The 20,329-nt window shown below is 40.1% G+C and carries 19 protein-coding genes and 1 rRNA gene; 7 read left to right on the top strand and 13 right to left on the bottom strand.

Going from position 1 to position 20,329, the window contains the following annotated elements; translation table 11 throughout:
* Nucleotides 1-265: 265 nt before the first annotated feature.
* Entirely contained in the window at nt 266-1,279 is a 1,014-nt protein-coding gene (locus ACJV2T_RS06100) for a LacI family DNA-binding transcriptional regulator (protein WP_415687721.1), read from the top strand.
* A gap of 172 nt (nt 1,280-1,451) precedes the next feature.
* Here ACJV2T_RS06100 and ACJV2T_RS06095 read toward each other — a convergent pair whose 3' ends face one another.
* The 3 genes from ACJV2T_RS06095 to ACJV2T_RS06085 all read right to left on the bottom strand — a co-directional run bounded on the left by ACJV2T_RS06095 (nt 1,452) and on the right by ACJV2T_RS06085 (nt 5,386).
* Entirely contained in the window at nt 1,452-2,795 is a 1,344-nt protein-coding gene (locus tag ACJV2T_RS06095) for an ABC transporter substrate-binding protein (RefSeq protein ID WP_275712703.1), read from the bottom strand.
* 275 nt (nt 2,796-3,070) lie between these two features.
* Complete coding sequence (locus tag ACJV2T_RS06090) at nt 3,071-4,498, bottom strand: ABC transporter substrate-binding protein (protein WP_419399424.1); 1,428 nt, start codon at nt 4,496-4,498, stop codon at nt 3,071-3,073.
* 177 nt (nt 4,499-4,675) lie between these two features.
* Nucleotides 4,676-5,386, bottom strand: coding sequence for a histidine phosphatase family protein (locus tag ACJV2T_RS06085; RefSeq protein WP_275712701.1), 711 nt, complete (start codon nt 5,384-5,386; stop codon nt 4,676-4,678).
* 172 nt (nt 5,387-5,558) lie between these two features.
* Between ACJV2T_RS06085 and ACJV2T_RS06080 the strand changes: the two genes are divergently transcribed.
* Both ACJV2T_RS06080 and ACJV2T_RS06075 read left to right on the top strand, forming a co-directional pair.
* A complete protein-coding gene (locus ACJV2T_RS06080; RefSeq protein WP_419399423.1) occupies nt 5,559-6,014 on the top strand; it encodes a DUF4235 domain-containing protein in 456 nt (151 codons plus the stop codon).
* A 90-nt stretch (nt 6,015-6,104) separates the two neighbouring features.
* Nucleotides 6,105-6,893: a nitroreductase family protein gene (locus tag ACJV2T_RS06075; RefSeq protein ID WP_419399422.1), complete on the top strand. Its 789-nt coding sequence runs from the start codon at nt 6,105-6,107 to the stop codon at nt 6,891-6,893.
* A 16-nt stretch (nt 6,894-6,909) separates the two neighbouring features.
* On the opposite strand, the gene ACJV2T_RS06070 is transcribed toward ACJV2T_RS06075, so the two are convergent.
* The gene (locus tag ACJV2T_RS06070) at nt 6,910-7,167 is read right to left on the bottom strand and encodes a hypothetical protein (RefSeq protein ID WP_116971496.1); all 258 of its coding nucleotides are present in this window, start codon (nt 7,165-7,167) and stop codon (nt 6,910-6,912) included.
* Between the two features lie 300 nt (nt 7,168-7,467).
* Here ACJV2T_RS06070 and ACJV2T_RS06065 point away from each other — a divergent pair, with 300 nt between their 5' ends.
* The 4 genes from ACJV2T_RS06065 to ACJV2T_RS06050 all read left to right on the top strand — a co-directional run bounded on the left by ACJV2T_RS06065 (nt 7,468) and on the right by ACJV2T_RS06050 (nt 11,572).
* The gene (locus ACJV2T_RS06065) at nt 7,468-8,994 is read left to right on the top strand and encodes an aminotransferase class I/II-fold pyridoxal phosphate-dependent enzyme (protein WP_419399421.1); all 1,527 of its coding nucleotides are present in this window, start codon (nt 7,468-7,470) and stop codon (nt 8,992-8,994) included.
* Between the two features lie 219 nt (nt 8,995-9,213).
* Nucleotides 9,214-9,885, top strand: a complete 672-nt coding sequence (locus ACJV2T_RS06060) for a response regulator (RefSeq protein ID WP_419399420.1) — start codon at nt 9,214-9,216, stop codon at nt 9,883-9,885.
* A complete protein-coding gene (locus ACJV2T_RS06055; RefSeq protein ID WP_419399419.1) occupies nt 9,882-11,042 on the top strand; it encodes a histidine kinase in 1,161 nt (386 codons plus the stop codon). The genes ACJV2T_RS06060 and ACJV2T_RS06055 overlap by 4 nt, the downstream gene beginning before the upstream one ends.
* Nucleotides 11,043-11,203: 161 nt before the next feature.
* The gene (locus ACJV2T_RS06050) at nt 11,204-11,572 is read left to right on the top strand and encodes a hypothetical protein (protein ID WP_415687738.1); all 369 of its coding nucleotides are present in this window, start codon (nt 11,204-11,206) and stop codon (nt 11,570-11,572) included.
* 185 nt (nt 11,573-11,757) lie between these two features.
* Here ACJV2T_RS06050 and ACJV2T_RS06045 read toward each other — a convergent pair whose 3' ends face one another.
* The 9 genes from ACJV2T_RS06045 to rrf all read right to left on the bottom strand — a co-directional run.
* Nucleotides 11,758-12,171 (bottom strand): XRE family transcriptional regulator, encoded by a 414-nt coding sequence (locus ACJV2T_RS06045; RefSeq protein WP_419399418.1) that lies wholly within the window; start codon nt 12,169-12,171, stop codon nt 11,758-11,760.
* A gap of 276 nt (nt 12,172-12,447) precedes the next feature.
* Nucleotides 12,448-12,972: a hypothetical protein gene (locus ACJV2T_RS06040; protein ID WP_415687996.1), complete on the bottom strand. Its 525-nt coding sequence runs from the start codon at nt 12,970-12,972 to the stop codon at nt 12,448-12,450.
* 27 nt (nt 12,973-12,999) lie between these two features.
* Nucleotides 13,000-14,211, bottom strand: coding sequence for an ABC transporter permease (locus ACJV2T_RS06035; RefSeq protein WP_419399417.1), 1,212 nt, complete (start codon nt 14,209-14,211; stop codon nt 13,000-13,002).
* The gene (locus ACJV2T_RS06030) at nt 14,195-14,905 is read right to left on the bottom strand and encodes an ABC transporter ATP-binding protein (protein ID WP_419399416.1); all 711 of its coding nucleotides are present in this window, start codon (nt 14,903-14,905) and stop codon (nt 14,195-14,197) included. The genes ACJV2T_RS06035 and ACJV2T_RS06030 overlap by 17 nt, the downstream gene beginning before the upstream one ends.
* Nucleotides 14,902-15,804: an efflux RND transporter periplasmic adaptor subunit gene (locus tag ACJV2T_RS06025; RefSeq protein WP_419399415.1), complete on the bottom strand. Its 903-nt coding sequence runs from the start codon at nt 15,802-15,804 to the stop codon at nt 14,902-14,904. The genes ACJV2T_RS06030 and ACJV2T_RS06025 overlap by 4 nt, the downstream gene beginning before the upstream one ends.
* A gap of 314 nt (nt 15,805-16,118) precedes the next feature.
* Nucleotides 16,119-17,456, bottom strand: coding sequence for an ATP-binding protein (locus tag ACJV2T_RS06020; RefSeq protein ID WP_419399414.1), 1,338 nt, complete (start codon nt 17,454-17,456; stop codon nt 16,119-16,121).
* Between the two features lie 148 nt (nt 17,457-17,604).
* Nucleotides 17,605-18,324, bottom strand: a complete 720-nt coding sequence (locus tag ACJV2T_RS06015) for a nitroreductase family protein (protein ID WP_419399430.1) — start codon at nt 18,322-18,324, stop codon at nt 17,605-17,607.
* A gap of 365 nt (nt 18,325-18,689) precedes the next feature.
* Nucleotides 18,690-19,649, bottom strand: a complete 960-nt coding sequence (locus tag ACJV2T_RS06010) for a zinc-ribbon domain-containing protein (RefSeq protein WP_415683090.1) — start codon at nt 19,647-19,649, stop codon at nt 18,690-18,692.
* A 592-nt stretch (nt 19,650-20,241) separates the two neighbouring features.
* Nucleotides 20,242-20,329: ribosomal RNA gene (gene rrf / locus ACJV2T_RS06005) — 5S ribosomal RNA — on the bottom strand; the annotation flags it as partial.

The raw sequence follows: 20,329 nt of genomic DNA, 5'->3' as shown, positions 1-20,329 counted from the left end.
CGTAGACATCGCTGTCCCGAACCAATAATTTCATTCTACTACATGAATTATCTATGTCAAACGTTGTCATTTTGACATGTCGCTTCAAACAAATATCAAAATTTAGTTTTAAAAAAATTGCTTATTATCGTTGGCATTCCAGTAAAATTTGTTAAAATAGAAGTGTTTGCAAACGTTTGTTTGTTTCGAACTATAAAAGTTCGTACTAAGCAACTAAACACAAAGCTGTGCTACACGTTTGCTATACGCGAATAAAGGAGTTCACATGTCGGCAAATATTCAAGATGTAGCGAATAAAGCTCATGTGTCAGTTTCTACTGTGTCACGTTCATTTACACGACCAAACTTAGTATCTGCATCCACTCGCAATAAAGTATTGGCAATTGCCGAAAAAATGAATTTTTCTATTTCGAAATCTGCAGCAGCACTGAAATCAGGCAAAACCTTGCGCATCGCTTTACTTATTAGCGATCAAATTCGCCTATGGTTTTCTGCATCTATAATTCAAGGATTGAATCAAGTATTCCACACAGCTGGGTACGATTTGTCCATTTTCCAGATTTCCAGTAGCAAAGAGCGTAGCGAATTTTTCACAATGCTCCCAACTAGACGTAATGCTGACGCTGTTATCGTGTGCTCCTTTGACGTAAATACAGACGAAATTGCACAACTTAAATCAACAGGAGTGCCAATTGTTGGCATAAACTGCTTATACCCTCAAAAATGCGACTTTGACGCGACTATCAATATTGACGACGACCAAGGTGCAAGACTTATGGCACGCCACTTAATCGGTTTAGGGCATCGCAATATTGCATATGTGCGCACAACTCGCGACGTTTCACTGCATTTCAGCGTATTGCAACGTTACCATTCTTTTATTGACGAATGTAAAAATAGCGGAATAACACCTACAGAAATTGTTGCACCTGCCAATTCTGACCGCATAAGCGCTATAGTTTCTATGCTTCTTGGAAGTTCAACTATGCCAACAGCAATTGCATGCCAAGAAGATGGGATTGCAATACCACTTATGTTTCAGCTTGCTCGCAGTGGCTATTCTACTCCAAAAGATGTGTCAATTATTGGTTTTGACGATAGTTTTTACGCGCACGAAACTGGCTTAACTACTATTAGGCAGGACCCAGTCGATATTGCTTCTACTGCAGCAGACATAACGCTTTCGCTTATAAGTGCAGAGAAAGTTGAAGATCCACATCGCATTGTTCCAGCGCAACTTATCGTGCGCTCAAGTACAGCCGCATTATTAAATGACTAAGCCTTTTATAATTTTCTATAAGGTATCAAAATAACAAAGATATCTAAGATATCTAAATAACAAAATCCGCTAGGACTTAGCACTATCATGTGCCAGTATCCTAGCGGATTTGCTTACGTCACCTTTGCTTGCTTACGTCAGCAGGTGTAACGTCTATTTATTTATTAATGGATCAGTCGTCATCTTCGTGAGCCTGAGAATATTCCTTAGCCCAGCCGTCGACGAATGCGCTCTTAACCTTATCCCACTTGCCGGTGCCCTGAGCGTACTCAAGCAAAGCGGAGCCGAGGTCGTTCTTCCAGTTATCAGATGGCATTACGGTGAAGTTCCAGCTTACTGGAGTCTTACCGGACTTAGCATCTTCAACAGCTGCTTGAGTCAATGGGTTGTCGGACTTGATATCTGCGAAGCTCTTGAATGGAGTGGTGAAGCCCATCTTCTTGGACAAAGCATCCTTACCAGTATCGGAAGTAAGCAACCACTTCAAGAAGTCCTTAGTTGCCTTCTTGTTAGCGTCAGATGCCTTCTCGTTGATGCACCAATAGTTCTCAGAACCAGTTGCCAAACCTTGCTTCTCTTCGCCCTTAGCACCAATGTAAATTGGGAGCATGCCAAGGTCTTCAGCCTTCATACCAGCCTTGGAGAGGTCACCCCAAGCCCAAGTACCATTCTGATAGAACACAGCCTTGCCCTGCGAGAACTCAGCATTTGCATCTTCACCAGTCTTAGAACCAATCTTCGTTGCTGGTGTAGTGGAATCATTAATGTAAAGATCGAAAATCTTCTTGTAACCGTCAAGGAACGTACCCTTTACCTTTGCAGGCTGCTTGGTAACATGATCTTCCTTGAACTCATAGTACAAAGGAAGATTTGCAAGGTGGGTCTTGAAACGCCAATCAGAGCTGGAATCGAAACCTGCAGAAGTGAATGCGCCATCGACACCAAGATCTGACTTGTGCTTTTGAATATCATCTGCAACAGCCTTCAACTTATCGAAGGAGTTGATTTCTTCAGCAGACTTTACCTTAGCATCCTTAAGACCGGTGTACTTCTTGAGCAAAGCCTTGTTATAAATCAAGCCGTATGTTTCCATTGCATATGGAATACCAACAACCTTATCTCCATCCTTCAAAGCAATATCCTTGTTCTGAAGCTGGTTATAAAGCTCAGTATCCTTCAAATCAGCAGTGTAATCCTTCCAGCTTGCGTAACCAACTGGGCCGTTAATCTGGAAGAGTGTAGGAGCTTCGTCACCCTTGCTAATTTCGCTCTTCAAAGACTGCTCATAAGTTCCGGAAGCAGCAGTTTGAACCTTAACTTCAACACCAGTTTTCTTGGTGTATGCCTTAGCTACTTCTTTCCACTGATCTGCAGCTTCTGGCTTAAAGTTCAAGAAATAAACCTTACCTTTAGCAGAGCTGTCGCTTGAGGAGGATCCGCAAGCAGCAAGCGCGCCAAAAGCCATTGCTGAGCAAGCTACCAGTGCAATTGTTGATTTAATTGTACGATTCATCATCGAACCTTTCTCCTATGCCGACAATCCCATCATTGGACTGCCACACCTCTAGGTGTCCTTATCGACAATACTTATTATGCCTCAACTGTTGCAATATTGCAAACGATAGCATAAGTAAATTAACGCGTGTCGTCATAAAAAATATCACACACCAATATATCTAATAAAATTAGCACGTATTTTTGGCAATAATTAAAGGGATTACGCAACAATTTAGCAAACGATTGCGCAATCCCTTAAGGATTATAGTTTAAAACAAATTATTTAATTAGCAGCTAACTCTTACTGTGAGCAATCTTATATTCCTTAGCCCAGCCTTCAACGAACGCTTTCTTAAGAGTATCCCATGCTTGATTAGCGCCCATAGAAGTCATACCATCTTTTGTTGCCTGAGCGTATGTAAGCAGATCAGAGCCAACATCGTCTTTCCAACCGTTAGATGGCATGGTAACAAACACCCACTTAACAGGCTTCTTGCCTTCTTTATTTGCATATTCAACAGCAGCTTGATTAAGTGGATTATCTACTTTAATTTTAGAAAAGCCTTCGAACGGCGTAACAAATCCCATCTTCTCAGCTAAAGCCCTCTTACCATAGTCTGAAGTAAGCAGCCACTTCAGGAAGTCCTCAGTAGCCTTCTTGTTAGCGGGAGAAGCCTTCTCATTGATGCACCAATAGTTCTCAGAACCAGCAGCCAAACCATGATTTTTCTCATCAGGAACACCAATATAAATTGGTAGCATGCCAACGTCGTCAGGTTTTATACCATCCTTCGAAAGATCACCCCAAGCCCAAGTACCATTCTGATAGAACACAGCCTTGCCAAGAGCAAATTCATAAACAGCGTCCTCGCCAGTTTTAGTGCTTAACTGACTTACAGGAGTTGTGGAATCAGAAATATAAAGGTCAAAAATCTTCCTGAAATTATCAACATACTTGCCAGTTATTGATTGTGGCTGACCTTCAACACCACCATCCTTGAATTGATAATACAAAGGCATATTTGCAAGGTGTGTCTTAAAACGCCAGTCTGAACTTAAATCAAATCCTGCGGATGCAAAAGCACCGTCAATCCCAAGCTCATCCTTGCGTTTTTGCAAATCGTCTGCAACTTCCTTCAACTTATCAAAAGAGGTTATTTGATCTTCAAAAGATTTGCCGTCTTCTTCCGGACTCAACTTTGAATTATGAAGATCCGCATATCTAGCAAGCAAAGCTTTGTTGTAAATCAATCCATAATTTTCAGTAACATATGGCACGCCAACAACCTTATTGCCATCCTTAACAGCGTAATCCTTGTATTTGTCACTAAGATTCCTATAAAGAATGGAATTAGTTAGATCAGCAGTGTAATCCTTCCAGTTAGCGTAGCCAACAGGACCGTTAATCTGGAATAACGTAGGCATTGCATCTGGATTATTTTTATATTTCTCTACTTCAGTTTTAAGTCTAGCTTCGTACTGACCACCAGTTGGCGTAGTTATGCTTACCGTAACACCAGTCTCTCTTTTGTACTCTTCAATAACCTTTTCCCATTCGGCAGTAGCCTCAGGCTTGAAGTTGAAGAAAATAACCTTCCCACCAGCAGACCTATCGGTATTTGCGCCAAAAGACTTAGAAAAACCAAAAGCAGTAAACGCGCAAGCCGCCAAAACAGCGCAAACCACTAGCGCAATAATCGACTTAACTGAACGACTCATCATCGAACCTTTCCACATACTGCTAATCTCTTCCAAACTAACTAATTACCACTATTGAATACTGTTTAAACCACAGTAGTGAGCCAATATTACAGCAAACGCAAGACTCAAATATATAAATGTATCTGCAATAAAAATTGTGAAAATCACAATAAAATATCCGAAATTCTAATCCGTATTTCAGCAATTCCAATGCACAATTACATTGTCACCTTTGTAAACACCCAACACAGAATAATGCGCAGTATCGAGACGCAACAATCGCGCAAAATCTGGGCTTACTCCAAGCCAGCGCGCAGTTAATATACGTAATACGTGCGCATGCGCAACAACAAGCACATCCTTACCTAATTTCAATTTAGGCATTGCAATGTCAATAATCTTCTGAGTACGATCCGAAACCTCTTGCAAGCTTTCTCCAGAAGTCCTGTGCACATCCACTGCTTCTCCACTAGGAAGCACTTCTTTAGCGTCACTAACCATGTGAGAAGGGAGAACTTTAGGACCATGCTTCCACACATCCCACGCCTCAACGCCACTTAATGCCGCAATATCGCCTCTAGTGCGACCTTCAGCAGCACCATAATCCCACTCCAGCGCACTATCGCAAATTTCGTACGAAGCAAATCCAGCAAACTGAGCTGTTTGCTGCGCGCGACGAAGCGGACTTACAAGCACACAATCCTCATCAAAACCTTTTGTGAACGCACTCTGCAATCTAGCACCAGCCTCTTTTGCCTGCTCAACACCGACTTCAGTAAGAGGCAAATCCGTGCGCCCAGTATGCTGACCGGACACACTCCAAGCAGTTTGGCCGTGACGAAGTAACACCAAGCAACCCTGCTTCAAGCATTCTTTTTCGGATAATTCTTGAGTAGCGTTATTCTGCATAGCTTTCACATTCCTCTACAGCGCCACGTAACCCTTCCGTCGCGCCGGACGCCAAGCGGCACGAGTTTGTTTCACGTATATTTCTCAAAATGCATCTACACTGCTGCAAATCAAGATTACTGTTCTATGTTACCGCCAAAATTGGTATTTCGTTACCACTAACATAGAAAATATGACGCAATTATCATCGGCTAATACTAAAACTCAACGAAGCCATCGTGCGGCTCAAGCTACAGTGCAACGACTTAATGCAGCAAATCGTAAGATTGATGCACTTCGCGAGCGCCGATTAAAAAACCCAAATACTTTAGGAGATTCTTTACTAAAATCTGCACTTCCTTCTTTTGCAACGTTTATTGCAGGGCAAATTGCGCATGTAATATGGAAAAAACATGTTGATACTAGAAAAATAAATTTAAGCTCCAATAATCGTTCTAACAATCTTTCTAAAGAAAAAATTGCGCAAAAGCAGAGTGTTAAGCAAGAAGAGCCGCTGATAATGTCTCTTGGATTTGCAGTATTTTCTGCGATTCTTACTACGATTGTTGGTCGCTTAGCAAGCCGCGGAACCTTGTCTTATATTGCACGAAGGCAAAGAAAACGGCAGTTTCGAAAAAATAAATTCTGATTTTGAACGAATTAACTAAAAATGAGAAATAAGCGAAAAATAGTCGAAATAATGAGAAGATAATAAGGAAATAGTAAGGGATAAAAGCACGTGCAAAATTTACGTCATAACGAAACTATTGATACTTTACTGAACCGCCGCTCAATTCGCGCTTTTAGCAGCGAATCAATTGACGAAGATACAGTTGCCACTCTTGAAACCGTGGCTCAGCGCGCTGCTTGCAGCCAGTTTTTGAATGATTGGTCAGCGATCAAGATTACTGACGCTTCAATTAAGCAAAAGCTTTCCGAAATTGGCAATCAAACCTATATTGCTACTGCTCCATTACTGTACGTTTTTATTATTGATCAGCACAGAAACGCTGCAATTGCGCGAAAAAATGGCATAGATGTAGATACCAGTAGCGATGAGTTTATACTTAAAACCCGTTACCGCTTTACTCAAGCTCAAAATGACGTTATTTTGGCGCTTCATGCCATGGAAACTGCCGCGGAATCTTTGGGACTTGGTTGCGTAATTCTCGGTTCAATTTTGAACAGTAGAACTCAGCTTATTGATATTTTGAATTTGCCTGAATACACATACCCTGTGCTTGGTTTGGCAATTGGTAAGCCTGCGCAAAATCCGGAATTAAAGCCGCGAATGAGCGCTAACATGCAGATTTTTGAAAATACTTACCCTGCTGACGACGTTGAATTATTAGAAAATCTTGCTGATTTTGACGCGCGCGTGCATCAATATTACGATTTGCGAAACGCTAGCCGACCAGTTGACGCTTTTAGCGCGCAAATTGTTGCGTTGGCAACAGATAGTAGCGCGAAAAAGCATGAGGCAGAAGATGTTGAGCAGGTTGCAAGACAAGGTTTTAATGTTGCGTAATTAGCGCAGCATTAGTTTAGCGCCGTCTTGGTTTGTACCCACGTTTTCTAGACCTCGGCTTCGTGCTTGCGGATGGCGAGCGCATATCGGAATACATGCGATCCACCGGATTTTTATGCGTCAAATGCCAGCATCCGCAATATTCACAAGCGTATACCCACAATTGCGCACCGCGCTCTCTTAAACTCTGCTCCGCCGCCATAAGAGCCTGCCCTTTATTCTTGTACATGATTTTTTGGGTAGATTCGCAGCGCCTCGGAGTAAAGAAATACATAGCTTTTATGGTAGCAAACCGCTTAACACAGCTTCTACGAGTTATGCGAAGTAGCGTAAATCGTGTATAACTTCCTAAACTTAAGCCACCAAACATATTCACAAAAGTTCAATATAAATTCAAAATAATTTGTACCATTTGCAAAAATTCAAAATAAATTCAATTTTTACTTTGCAAAATGCAAATTTGCGCGTAAAATCATCACTAAAAATATAAATAGTTCAATTTAATACTTATATTTTGAACTTTGCTATAAACTTGTTCAATTTATAAACGCTGATTTTACGAGAAAGACAGATTATGGCACAGAATTTTGCTGACGAGCTTAAGAAAGCTATGAAACGCAACGGGTACAAGCAGATTGACGTAATCGAGCTTGCAGCAAAAAACGGCCATAAACTTGGCAAAAGCCAGTTAAGTCAGTATTTAAGCGGCAAAACTGAGCCGCGCAAAGACGTGCGTAACATGCTTGCTGAAATTCTTGGAATCAGCGGCGACGGAATCAAAGGCGGTCATTCTTGCGCAAAAGTCGCGCAAAACTGCCAGTCTGAAGAAGAATCACAATTAAATCAGCCACAGCTTACGGAAGCTGAACTTTCCCAAACACTCAAACATAGAAACTTCAACAAATCCACCAAACTAGAACATGTGCTTTATGACGTTCGCGGCCCAGTTGTTGAAGAAGCAAACCGCATGGAAGCAAACGGAACGCATATTCTAAAGCTCAATATTGGAAATCCTGCGCCTTTTGGTTTCCGCGCTCCAGACGAAGTGATTTACGACATGCAGCAGCAGCTTATTGACTGCGAAGGCTACTCGGATAGTCGCGGACTTTTCTCTGCACGCAAAGCGATTATGCAATACGATCAGCTTAAGGGCATTCCAGGCGTGCAAATGGAAGATATTTACACTGGAAACGGCGTTTCCGAGCTGATTAACCTTTCTATGCAGGCACTGCTTGATTGCGGCGACGAGATTCTTATCCCAAGCCCGGACTATCCTCTGTGGACTGCGTGCGCTAGCCTGGCAGGAGGCACTCCTGTGCACTACATGTGTGACGAAAAGTCACATTGGTACCCAGATATTGCCGATATTCGCTCTAAAATCACGCCTCGCACTAAAGCAATCGTGATTATTAACCCAAATAATCCTACAGGCGTGCTGTATAGTCGCGAAGTTTTGGAAGAGATTGTTAAGATTGCGCGCGAGTTTAATTTGATTATTTTTGCGGACGAGATTTACGACCGTCTTGTTATGGACGGCAAGAAGCATATTTCGATTGCTTCTCTTGCTCCAGACGTGTTCTGCGTAACTTTCAGCGGACTTTCTAAATCGCATATGATTGCCGGCTTCCGCATTGGTTGGATGAGTCTTTCTGGAGATAAATCCAAGGCTCGCGACTACATTATGGGTCTTAATATGCTGTCTAATATGCGCTTGTGCTCGAATGTTCCTGCGCAGTCGATTATTCAAACTGCTTTGGGCGGATACCAAAGCGTTGAAAAGTATTTGGAGCCAGGCGGACGCGTGTATGAGCAGCGCGAGTATTGCTATAACGCGCTTCAGGAGATGGATGGCGTAAGCGTTGAGCGACCGGATGCCGCTTTCTACATGTTTGTAAAGCTCGATCCAAGTCGATACAACATTCACGATGACGAACAGTTTGCGCTTGATTTGCTACGCGATCAGAAATTGCTGATTGTGCACGGCAAAGGCTTTAATTGGCAGACTCCAGGCTACTTCCGCGTAGTCTACTTGCCGCGCTTGCAAACGCTTCGCGACGCAATGAGCAAACTCTCCAGCTTCCTCTCTTACTATCGCCAGTAGCTGCAACTTCTACACTTTTTGCTGATTGTGCATAGTCTCAACCATATTGCATTAAGTTACTAAGCTTTAAGCGAACTTATTCGCTGCGGAGTAACTCCCGTAAGCTCTCAGCGACTACCTTTATAAGATTCCATTTGTAAAGGTTTTCCTAGACAAGATATTCCTTATACAAATTCAAGTATTATTATTACTTAAATAATGCTTTTATAAAGGAGCAGTATGGCAGCAAAGCATATTACTGTTGGCATTGTTGATGATGATTGTTTTTGTCTACACGGCCTAAAAACATATATTGAACAGGTTGTTCCGTCCTGCAGTATTTGCTGGTTATCCGCGTACGCCGATCAAGCAATTCAGTTTTGTCAAAATCAATGCCCAGACGTGCTGCTAATTGACATGTATATGTCTGGGGTTTCGGGAATTAAAATATTATACGAATTGCGAAGAAGATACTCACTCCCAATAATAATTGCTATAACTTCATTCCCTATCAACGATTATGCATTAAAAGCATCGACAGCAGGCGCGCAAGGCATTGTTGGGAAGAACCACCCAGAAACTATTTGCGCCATGCTTAGCAGTATTGCCCATGGCACATTCAAGCCGCAAATAATAGGTGATCTTCATTTTGACGACACGATGACAGCATTTCAACGTTTGCAAAATAAGCCAAAAAAGGGACGCCTTGCTTTAACGGATCATGAGACTGAAATTGTAAAGTTGTGCAGTAAAGGCATGACTAATGCGCAAATCGCTAAACGTTTATTTGTTGAAACTTGTACTGTGGAAACTATCCTTCGTCGCGTGTTCAAAAAGTTGAATGTGACGAATCGTTCACAACTTATTACCACATGGCTGCATGATGAATATTTAGGAAATGATACACAATGATTATTTTCTTAATGCGGCGTTTGCGAGAAAAGCTTATTGACAATAAAACATTTTTACTATTGGGATGTTTGTCGAGCGCAATGGATGCATATATTTACTCAAATAGCGACAATAGCACAATACAACTTGTCATAGTTTACATGATTCTTGCTGCTATGAATCTGTTCCTTTGCTTGCTCCCGCATTTTATGAGCATGTGCTATATTTTTGTGCACCTCAGCATTCTTGTTATTCCTAGTCTGAATCTTCCACCAGTAACTTTCGGGCTCATCATATCATTTGTTTTTATTTCATATTTATATCCGATTCAATTTACACTACCTTTATTCTTAGTACTAGATGCATTACACTACATTGCATACCGATACCTATCAACTTTGTCTTTCAAGTATCTTATTGCTTACCTTTTAATAAATATATTTTGCGTTTGCACTGGTATTATTTTACGCATTTCTCACCAAAAAATGGTTCTTTATGAAAAAGACAAGCAAACAATTAATAATCTTAATTTGGCTGTGCGAATGCACGATAAATTAACTAATAAGATTGCAGATATTGCACTACAAAGTAAAATAGCATTACTTGACAAGTCTATTTCTAAAAAGCAACGAGAAGCTATTGAGGAAATAAATGATTTGGCAGATCAGGCTTTTGAAGAAGGTCATAATATTATCGACATTCTGCGTGGAAATACTGCTAAGCATGATGCTAGAAGCGAGTTCATTCAGCGCATTGAAAATACGCTACAAATGAACGACTCAATCAATAAATCATGTGGATTAAAAGGAAGATCCATATGCAATATATCTAGTAACGATATTCCTGAAGACATTAGCGATGAAATCATCTGTGAAGTTATTGAATTAATCGAAGAGCTATATTTGAACATGCGAAAATATGCTTCTTTAGTTTATTACATCAGAATTTCGATACGCGAAAAACAAATTGTTATAAAACAGTTTAATGTTCGATTTTTGGGCGAGAAAAGTAAAAATGCGATTCGCGCAGTATCTCAAAAAGGGCTTCTGCTTCATCGCGATACCCTAAAGCATTTAGGCGGTTCACTTTATTTTCGAGCCTTTGGTAAGTATTGGGAATGTAATGCAGTTATCCCTTTCAGAAATGAACATAACTGTATAGATAGTATGCTTTACTGATTCAGTTTAAAAGATTAATGAATCTTGAGTAGTTTTAATTAGTAATTATTTGTAAAGGTTTTCATATACAAGATATTGTTTACCTTTTAGCGCGCCATTAATTTATAAATCGTCAAGGTTTTATATACGCAATTATTTTCTTGTATTAGAAGGAGAAGAATATGAGTAATTTAGAAGATACAAAAGCACAAATTCCGTCCGTATTTTGGACAATAGCCAATGGCGTATTTCTTGCTAGCGGAATTGCGCTGATTGTAATGCGTAATGATTATCTATGGGGAGTGCCTCAAATTATCGCTGGATTATTTGGTCTTGCAACCATGTTCCTCATTAAAAAACCGTGGTGCGCGCAACTATATTTTATCGCATCTTCACTAGCTGTAATAGCAAATGGGCTTATGGAAATATTCGGCATAATCCACGGATCTGGATACGGTTATGTTCCGCTGATTATTGGTATAATTGTGCTCCTATTTATAGGTCTTGACAAGGATGAAAGTTCAAAAGCTCTTGGCATTGCCAAAAAATAAGTAAAAGCATTAGACTGCGAATTTTAACATAAAAACATATCACAGTTTTCAAAGGCCAAGCTGTAGCCACGCATCCTACGGCTTGGCTTTTGATTATTTATCTGTTAATGATTTATTTTGCATAGAGTTTATACGTTACTGAACAATTCATTTGCTTATAGCCTCAACCATATTGCATTAAGTTACTAAGCTTTAAGCGAACTTATTCGCTGCGGAGTAACCCCCGTAAGCTCTGCAACATCACGAACCGTCAATCCCTGATTCCTTAGTATGCGAACTGTTTCACGCATAAGCATAGACGCTTCTTCTTGAGTTTTTATAGCTGCAGATTTTGCATCTAACATGCGCTGAAGCATAAGCTCATCTTGCTCACTAAGTTTCGGAGTTACTTTCACGCCATTGACTTTAACATTTAAAGTTGCAGCAGCATCTTTTACCATTGCTGCAACCTGATCAAGCCTACGTACTTGAGTAAATAATCCTGGTATTTCCGGCACTTCTATAGCCCACCAGCCATCGCATCTGCGAGCTATAGCTGTCACCATTTGCAAACAAGTCGTTGCATTATCATGCTCAGTAGCACTCATTACTCTTATCATGCTTGCAGATTCCTTTCAAAATATCTGATAATGCTTCTAGCAGTAAGTTCATTGATTTCATTATGCCTCGGAACAGTAGTAGCAAATTCACCAATGCAAACTTTGCTATGATTACCGCCCTCAGCCCAAGTTATTTGTTTATTAGTACTTCTTGCAAGCTGATTGAGTCTTTTCTCCAACTCTTTTCGCTTCACACATATAAGTATATGCCTATTTATCAATTCAGTAAATAGGCATTGCATATAAAATCAACACAACAAAGCTATACAAATGCAATTACATCACAGGACAATTAGTTTGCACATCCTGTTGGAATCCTGATGGATCTCCCAGTTTTGCTTTGCGCATGTGCTCTTTGAAAAAGTTTCGCGTTGCATCATCACAACGGTCTGGACCCATAAACGGCATACTAGGCACTTTTTCAAGCTCATGCAAAGCTTTACTCGCCGCTTGCTCATCACTAGCATACGTGTCTAGCCATTGCCGTTCCCAAGCACACTGATAATAATTAGATGCTTGCGTATCGCCATATCCACTCTGGAACTGACTGTCTTTTTCTTCTCCAACCAAGTTTGCAGGAGCTTTATATTTTTCAGGCCAACTAAGCTTTGCCACAGATTCCTGATATTCCTTCTCTATATGAGCAAAATCAACAGTCTCTCTAGGCGAACTATTTTGCGAGCGCGAGCCATCCATACCACTCGCATTATTGTTGCCTACTCCTCCACAAGCATTGAACATAAGAATCGCACTAAGCACACCAATAATAAGAGTTGCTTTACCAATAGTATGATTATTCATTATTCCTTCTTTCTTATTTTTTGAAAATTAACGCAATGCTAATGCTGGCTGTAAACGCGATGCTTTTATTGCCGGCACCACACTTCCAGCAAGTGCTGTGATAAAAGCCGCAATAACAGCTCCAATAGCGGCTTCATATGGGTAAACTGGCGGACTAACTGGGTTTGATGCATCCCAAAAACTTGATGCTATAGACACAAGACCAAAAGAAACAGCGACAGCAGCAATCGAAACTATCAGCGCTAAAATAATCGCACTGCCTAACACGAGTGAAGCAATCGACCATCTAGTAGCACCCAAAGCTCTGCGTATAAGCAGTTCATGTGTGCGTTGCTCCAACGATGCTAAACCAATATTGATTAAACCTAACGCGGAAACAAAAAGCAATAATGCTGCTACGATAGCAAAACTTAATTGCAATACTGTTATCACATTCTCGTAATCATCACTATTATCATGTCTTCTAATTTCGTTTACTTGCCCACCACAACAGTCATAAAGAGCGTCTGAAACATAAGATTTAATTGATTTTTGAGAACGATTTTCTTTATTTAACCAGTAGATTGAGCCTTGAGTTTCTTTTTCAGAATATTCCCAAAGAGTTGGAGCGTAACGTAACAAGCCTAGAATATTCACGTATGCTTTTGCTGAGTCTACGCCATCGTTCACAACTCCAACAATCCTTATAAGACTCATTTGTGTTGTTTTGCGAGAAGTAATAAATGCTACTTCACCAATCTTGTATCTTTTGCTAGCAGATTGGTTTACTACCATTTCTAATGCGTTGCTTTTAGCGCTATTACTAAACCATCTTCCACTTACAATAGGTAAGTTATAAACTTTATTGTATCCTGACGTAGTGTAAACAGCGTCAACATATTGAAGATTGCTAGTTTTATATTCTTCGCTTATTTTTACGCTCTTCAAAGCTGGCATAGAAGCGCTAAACAGTAGTCCAGTGTTTGGTTGTAGCATAACGTTAGCGTTACGATTTGCGGATTCAATGCGATTTAAGAATTTGTTAAATACTGAATATTTGTCAAAATTTTGTGCTGAAAAAGTAATCTCGTATGTTGGTCTACGACCGTTTAGCTGTTCGTTAGTTGCAATAAGATAGTCCTTACCAACCGTGCCAATAAGCACTGACGCAATAACAGCAATGATGCCGATAAACATTGAAAAACCTGTAAGGAAGGATCTCATAGGAGACAAGCGCAAATCTTTAAGCAGCATGATCATAAAGAACACCGCCTTCCATAGTAAAAATGTGAGAGCAAGAACGAGCCACTTTCATATCATGAGTGACTAATAGTAATGTTGTTCCAGATTCTTGAACACGATCATGCAACACTTGAAGCACTTTTTCTCCCGTACTACTATCGAGCGCACCAGTTGGCTCATCGCAAATAAGTAATTCGGGATTAGTAACGAGCGCACGCGCTATCGCGACTCTCTGCTGTTCACCGCCTGATAGCTTTCCAGGGTATTCGTTTAGTTTATCTTGCAATCCAACAGCACATAATGCTTCTTCTATCGTTTTTCTTCTTGTCTGCTTGCTTTGTTGTAGTCCTGCGTATAAAAGCGGCAATTCAACATTTTCTCTAATGCTTAAATGCTTAATAAGTGAATAGTTTTGGAAAACAAAACCAATATTTCGAGCGCGCATATGCGATACTGTAGCATCACTACACTTTTGGATTGACTTGCCAGAATAATAGTATTTGCCAGTAAAATTTTTATTCAAAAATCCAATAATAGAAATAAGACTTGTTTTGCCAGATCCAGACCTGCCAACTACCGCATATGTTTCACCTTGGTTAAGTAGCATAGAAGCAGAATTAACAGTGGTAAGCCATTCTCCATTGCCTAGTTTTACACGCGCTGACACGTCTTGTAGTTCAACCAGTGGAACAGGATTGTTCTCCATAATCATTGCACTCCTGGAATGAGATCAGGAGAAACACCTGCTACAACATCACCCTCATGCAAGCCAGACGTAATTTCAATATTAGCGCCGTCACTGATTCCAAGACCAACTTCTTTACGCTCCCAATTATCGCCTTTCTTGTATGAGACTAAACCTTTTTGAACTCTTCCAGCAACCGCACTAACAGGCAAAGTTAAAACCGATTGTTTATGCTTGCCATTAAAAACAAGCGTCGCATTTTGGCCTGATTCTACTTCTGTGCTTTTATCTATTAAACACGTTAAAACTTTTGACGATACACTAGGTGTACTTTGCTCACTAGATTCAGCCGTTTCAGTTGAATCAGCATTATCATTCTTGCTACTACCCGAGGCTGCAACATCGGTAGAAGTTCCACCGCTTTGTACTATTTGCAAACAATTGGTTGGCCCAACACCATCTTCAACTTGGAAGCGACCTTTAACATCTGCAATATCCGCAGAACGAAGTAAAGCTTTTGCGTTAAGGCTTATTGAAAAACCTTCATATTTAAGAGTGAATAGCGGGAAAGATTTAGGTATGTCCGCAGATGATTCAGCTACTGACACAACTTTAGCGTCTACGGGAGCAATAATTTTGTTACCAGCATTGTAGCCTAAAATACTTCCAGCTTTTACAGCACTTCCTGCTTTTACCGATGGAGAAAAATTCCCTCTACTTACAGCAGTGATAACAAAGGTAGACGATTGTTCTATTGCTGCTTTACCCGACACAACTTGTGTTAAAGGCTGTTTTTTGACTGAAATAAGTGGAACTGAATCATGCGATGCCTGCTGTTGGCTATCATCAACTGCTCTACCAGCGCATGCGGTAAGCAAACACGCTGGCAGAGCAGCTAACAAGAGTACTTTTGTAAACTTACGCATAACGCAAAGCTCCTTACTCACCAAACTCGTAAAACACATAGGATGCGTCGAAACGAGCCTCTCAAACTAATCCAAAATAAATAAAGGGCTCGGTAATGCTGCAATTAACGCTTTTATGATTACCACTTTATTTAGGATTTCAGCTTTTGGTTAATAGCTTATGATCGCCGTAAAGAGTTTGCATCACACTAAATGATGATTTTTATTTATGATTCTTGAAGCTGGTGTAATACCATAGAATGATTTATTTTGCATAGAGTTTATATGTTACTGAGTGATTGACTTGCTCAGAGGTCTAATATCACTCTATTAAATCACCGATTAAGACTATCCTCATTAAGCAAAAAATCAAATAGGTCCATGGTAATTACTCCACGATTATCTCTTGTAACATGTAACCCATTTTTCGTAACTACTATCTTTTTGAAAGAATTATCAATATAGTAAAGCGAGCGCTTTTCTTGCAATGATTTTTCTTCCGTCGTTATAGCGAGCGCAGATTGTATATAATATTTTTCACTTCCCAAAGTAGCGATAAAATCTATTTCCAAAGATTTTTGCGCATAAATATCATGGTTATTTTTATCTTTTCGACCAGTATTTTCAGCAATATTCATTTCGCCAATATCTACGTTATATCCGCGATACCTTAACTCGTTGTATATAACATTTTCCATAATATGCGACTCTTCTATTTGCCTAAAATTAAGTAAAGCGTTGCGTACTCCAATGTCTTCAAAGTAAATTTTGAACAAGGAATCAATGTATTTTTTGCCCTTAATATTGTACTTTTGAGCTTTGCTTACAAGAAAAGCATCACTGTAGTAGTCTATGAAACGACTAACAGTTTCTGAAGTAATTTCTCCATATCCGTGGCTAATAAACGTGTTAGAAAGTTTCCTTGGATTAACAGGAGCGCCTATTGACGAAGCTATTACTTGCAAGGTTTCAGAAAGAGCCTGCTCTTTTCGCACGCCGTTTCGCTGAACTACATCTTTCAAATAAGTTTCTTTAACAAGATTTTCAAGGTATTTTATTTGTTCCTCAACATTTTGCATTCTAGCTACAAGCGGTATTCCGCCAGTAACAATGTAATCTGCCCAAGATTCTGAAATCGTTTTGCTAGAACTTTCCATGTATTCGGCAAAAGTAAGAGGTTGAACGTGAACTTCTGTGCTTCTCCCCTTAAATTCAGTAACAATGTCTGATGAAAGAAAACGGGAGTTAGATCCAGTAACATATATGTCTAAATTTGCGTGCCTTAAGTAACTGTTAAGTGTGCCAACAAAATTGTCAAGCAATTGCACTTCGTCGAGGAAAATGTAAAACTTGTCACTATCATTTATTTGCGACGCAATGTAGCGACGGAACACTTTAGCATTTATAACGTAGCCAAGTTTTTTATCTGCGATTTTTACTGGTTCGCCATTTGCAAATGGCTCAAGACGATCAATATCTTCGTCTGCATCAAATGCGAACCGAATAATATTATTCTGCAAAACACCTTGAGAAATAAGAGAATTATAGAACAGCTCGTTAAGAATGAACGATTTTCCCGCGCGGCGCGCACCAGTAATGATTTTAACCAGACCATTCCAACTAAGCTTGTTAAGTTTCTTTATGTACCTTTGACGATTGAAAATCATTCGCATTCACTTTCTTTCCACTTCTATCTTCAATTTAGCAAAGTACTTTGGGTTTTGCAAGATAGAATTAGCGAAAATAGGGCATATTTGGCAATTCTATCTGATATTTTCCAAAGTACTTTGGGCTTTGCAAGATAGATTGGTTTGTGCGAAGTTACTTTTCTTGCGCAAGTTCAATTGGAGGATGCTCCGCGCGGAAAGCATTTACGTGCGCCTCAGACGCATACCCTAGCGCAAAACCAGTAATCAGCGCATACTCCGGCGGAATATCGAATACTTCGTCAAGCGGTGAACGCCATGTGGCAAGAACGCCAAGCGGGCATGAATCTACGCCTTGCTCTTTGGCGGCCAACAGTAACGTTTGCAGCATAATTCCAGCATCCAGCGCAGCAAACGGCAGAAAATCGCGACGAACAAGCACAAATCCCATAACTGGCGCACCAAACGCCTGGAAGTTGCGCAAAGTGTGAGCATTTCGAGCAGGAAAATCTTTGCGATCAATATTTAAATGTTTATACAACGCCAACCCTAAACGCGCACTGCGCTCTTTAAGCGATTGTGGATACGGAGCCATTACAGAAAAATCTCCATCCGGCTGGCTCATTTTCTGGGCTATCATGCGATCTTCTTCGCTAAGAGTTGCGTCTTTAGTACGAAACATTGCTTTGCATTTTTGCGTATAAGCATCAATAAGCTGCTGCTTGCGTTCTCCTTGAGCAATAGCGAGCATGTAGCCACGAGTGTTAGACCAGCTCGGCGATTGTGCAGCTGTTTGCAAAATAGTTTCAAGGATTTTAGAATCGACTGGTTTATTTAGAAAATCACGTGCAGAAAATCGCGACTTTGCGAGTGCTTCAAAAGTTTGTGTAGTCATGTCTTTTAGTATATCGCACCAAATACGCACGTAGTACTTTCCGGCATTTGCGTGACGACCTGCTTTCGCGCTTATTCCCCACGGCATAGTCGTTCGGCTGATTTGGCATGTGAAGCACAGTGTGCTTCACAACTGAGCCAAATCACGCTTTGAAGGAGCTTGAAATCCCGTTGATTTCAAGCTCGGTCAAAGCGCGCGAAAGCAATTCGGAGCGCCGAGCTTGCTCAGGGTTGAAAGCACAGTGTGCTTTCAACGCAAGCGAGGTCTGCCTTCGTCAAAAAATACGAAGGCAGGAGCGATTTGTAAGTTTTACATTTTTCTAATATGTGAACGCATAACTAGATTTGAACTAAAACCATTACTTTTTAGTAATCATCGCTTCCTACTGTGTCAACATCTATAGAATTTTCCGGCCTGACATTTGCGGTATTTATTACAAAATCTTTTGATGTTCCATATTTGTCATATGCTGTTATCTTATAAATTCCTGGTAATGCAAAAATAACATCAAAAGCAGAAGTGCCATTATCGTAACAGCCATAGAGTTCCACTTCTTTACCATTTATTTTTATTTTTTGTTTATTACTAGGAACCTTTACCGATATAGAAGTAGCGGTACCGATAGAATCTATCTTATATTTTTTAAACATAAACAGTTGTGTTGAATCATATCTTAAATATAATGTTCTGTTAACGTTTTTATCTCCGACGTTATAGTTAACTTTAACTTTATAACAAGTAGATTTTTTTGCCTTCCCCATATTTACATATTTGTAATATTTTCCAGCAATACATTCGTAAGGAGTTGACGACAAGACTTTAGCATTTGAAATACGAGAGTTTGCGTCGCCTGCAAATTTGTCTGTAAACAGTGATTCATGCGGATTTACGTAAGTAAAACCACGAGGACTAGCATCAGTATATTCACTCGTTGCTTGAGTATACTTACCTTGAGAAACAAGATTTAAATAATTTTTAACCGTTGCTTCAGGAGAATATACTAGGTTTTGCAGCGTGAAATAAGTTACAATTGCTCCAACTACAAGTATCAAAAAAATTATTGATGCAATTACTGCTTTTCTCCTAGTTTTAAGCTTTTTATCTTTAACAGCAGATTCTTGCGAATTGACATAGTTTTCAGAGCTATAGAAATATTGCTGATTTCTAGGATAGTAAGCTTGCTGAAGTGACACATTATTTGCGTTATAAGGCTGCGGTTCTGATTGACCTGTATGAAGTGAACACTCAGTTAAAGTTGCCCCGCATAAGTTGCAAAAACTTGAATTATCATCATTAGCCGCACCACACGAATTACAGTAAACCATATACTTCTTCTCCTCTATAAAGCGTATTCGTGCACGAAATACATTTTATATTGTAGTACTTATTTTATTAAATAATTTTCAACATTCTCGATGTTTATTGTACAAAGGCAACAATTAAAGATAGAAAACTACTTATACTACGCATAATGTGGCGTGAGTTTTGGAGTGTATGCGCTGACGGCCTGCTTGATCGCTGCGATTTAGAGCGTAGGCGGCATAAACTTTACACGTTTGTAAAGTTTTGGCCGGAATCTAGCTGGGAAACGGCATAAACTTTACACGGCTGCACAGTTTCTGCCGTTTTCCGTTACTGGCGCAGATAGCGTACTGCGCGAGTAACGCTAAATCGCGATTATTCGTTATTAACGTGGATTACATACTGCGCGAGTAACATATGACCGTTACTTTCTCAGATACTCGACTGAATTTGTAACAGTGTTTAAGATGTGGCTTATACGCGCAGAATATTCATCAGCTTAACTTTACACACTTTTCGGCCTATAACCCCAAAAAAACAGTAGTGGGGAATAAATAATAGTAGTGCGTGTAATAAAAAAAGCGGGGAGTTAAAAACTCCCCGCTAGAAAGATTAATGCGGCAGCGTGCTAGTCTCCCACACCCTATCGAGTGCAGTACCCTCGCCGTGTCAGGCCTTAGCTTCCGGGTTCGGAATGGGACCG

The organism is Gardnerella phocaeensis, from assembly GCF_048545075.1.
Classification (GTDB): Bacteria; Actinomycetota; Actinomycetes; order Actinomycetales; family Bifidobacteriaceae; genus Bifidobacterium; species Bifidobacterium vaginale_J.
This window is presented reverse-complemented; position numbering and strand designations above follow the sequence as displayed.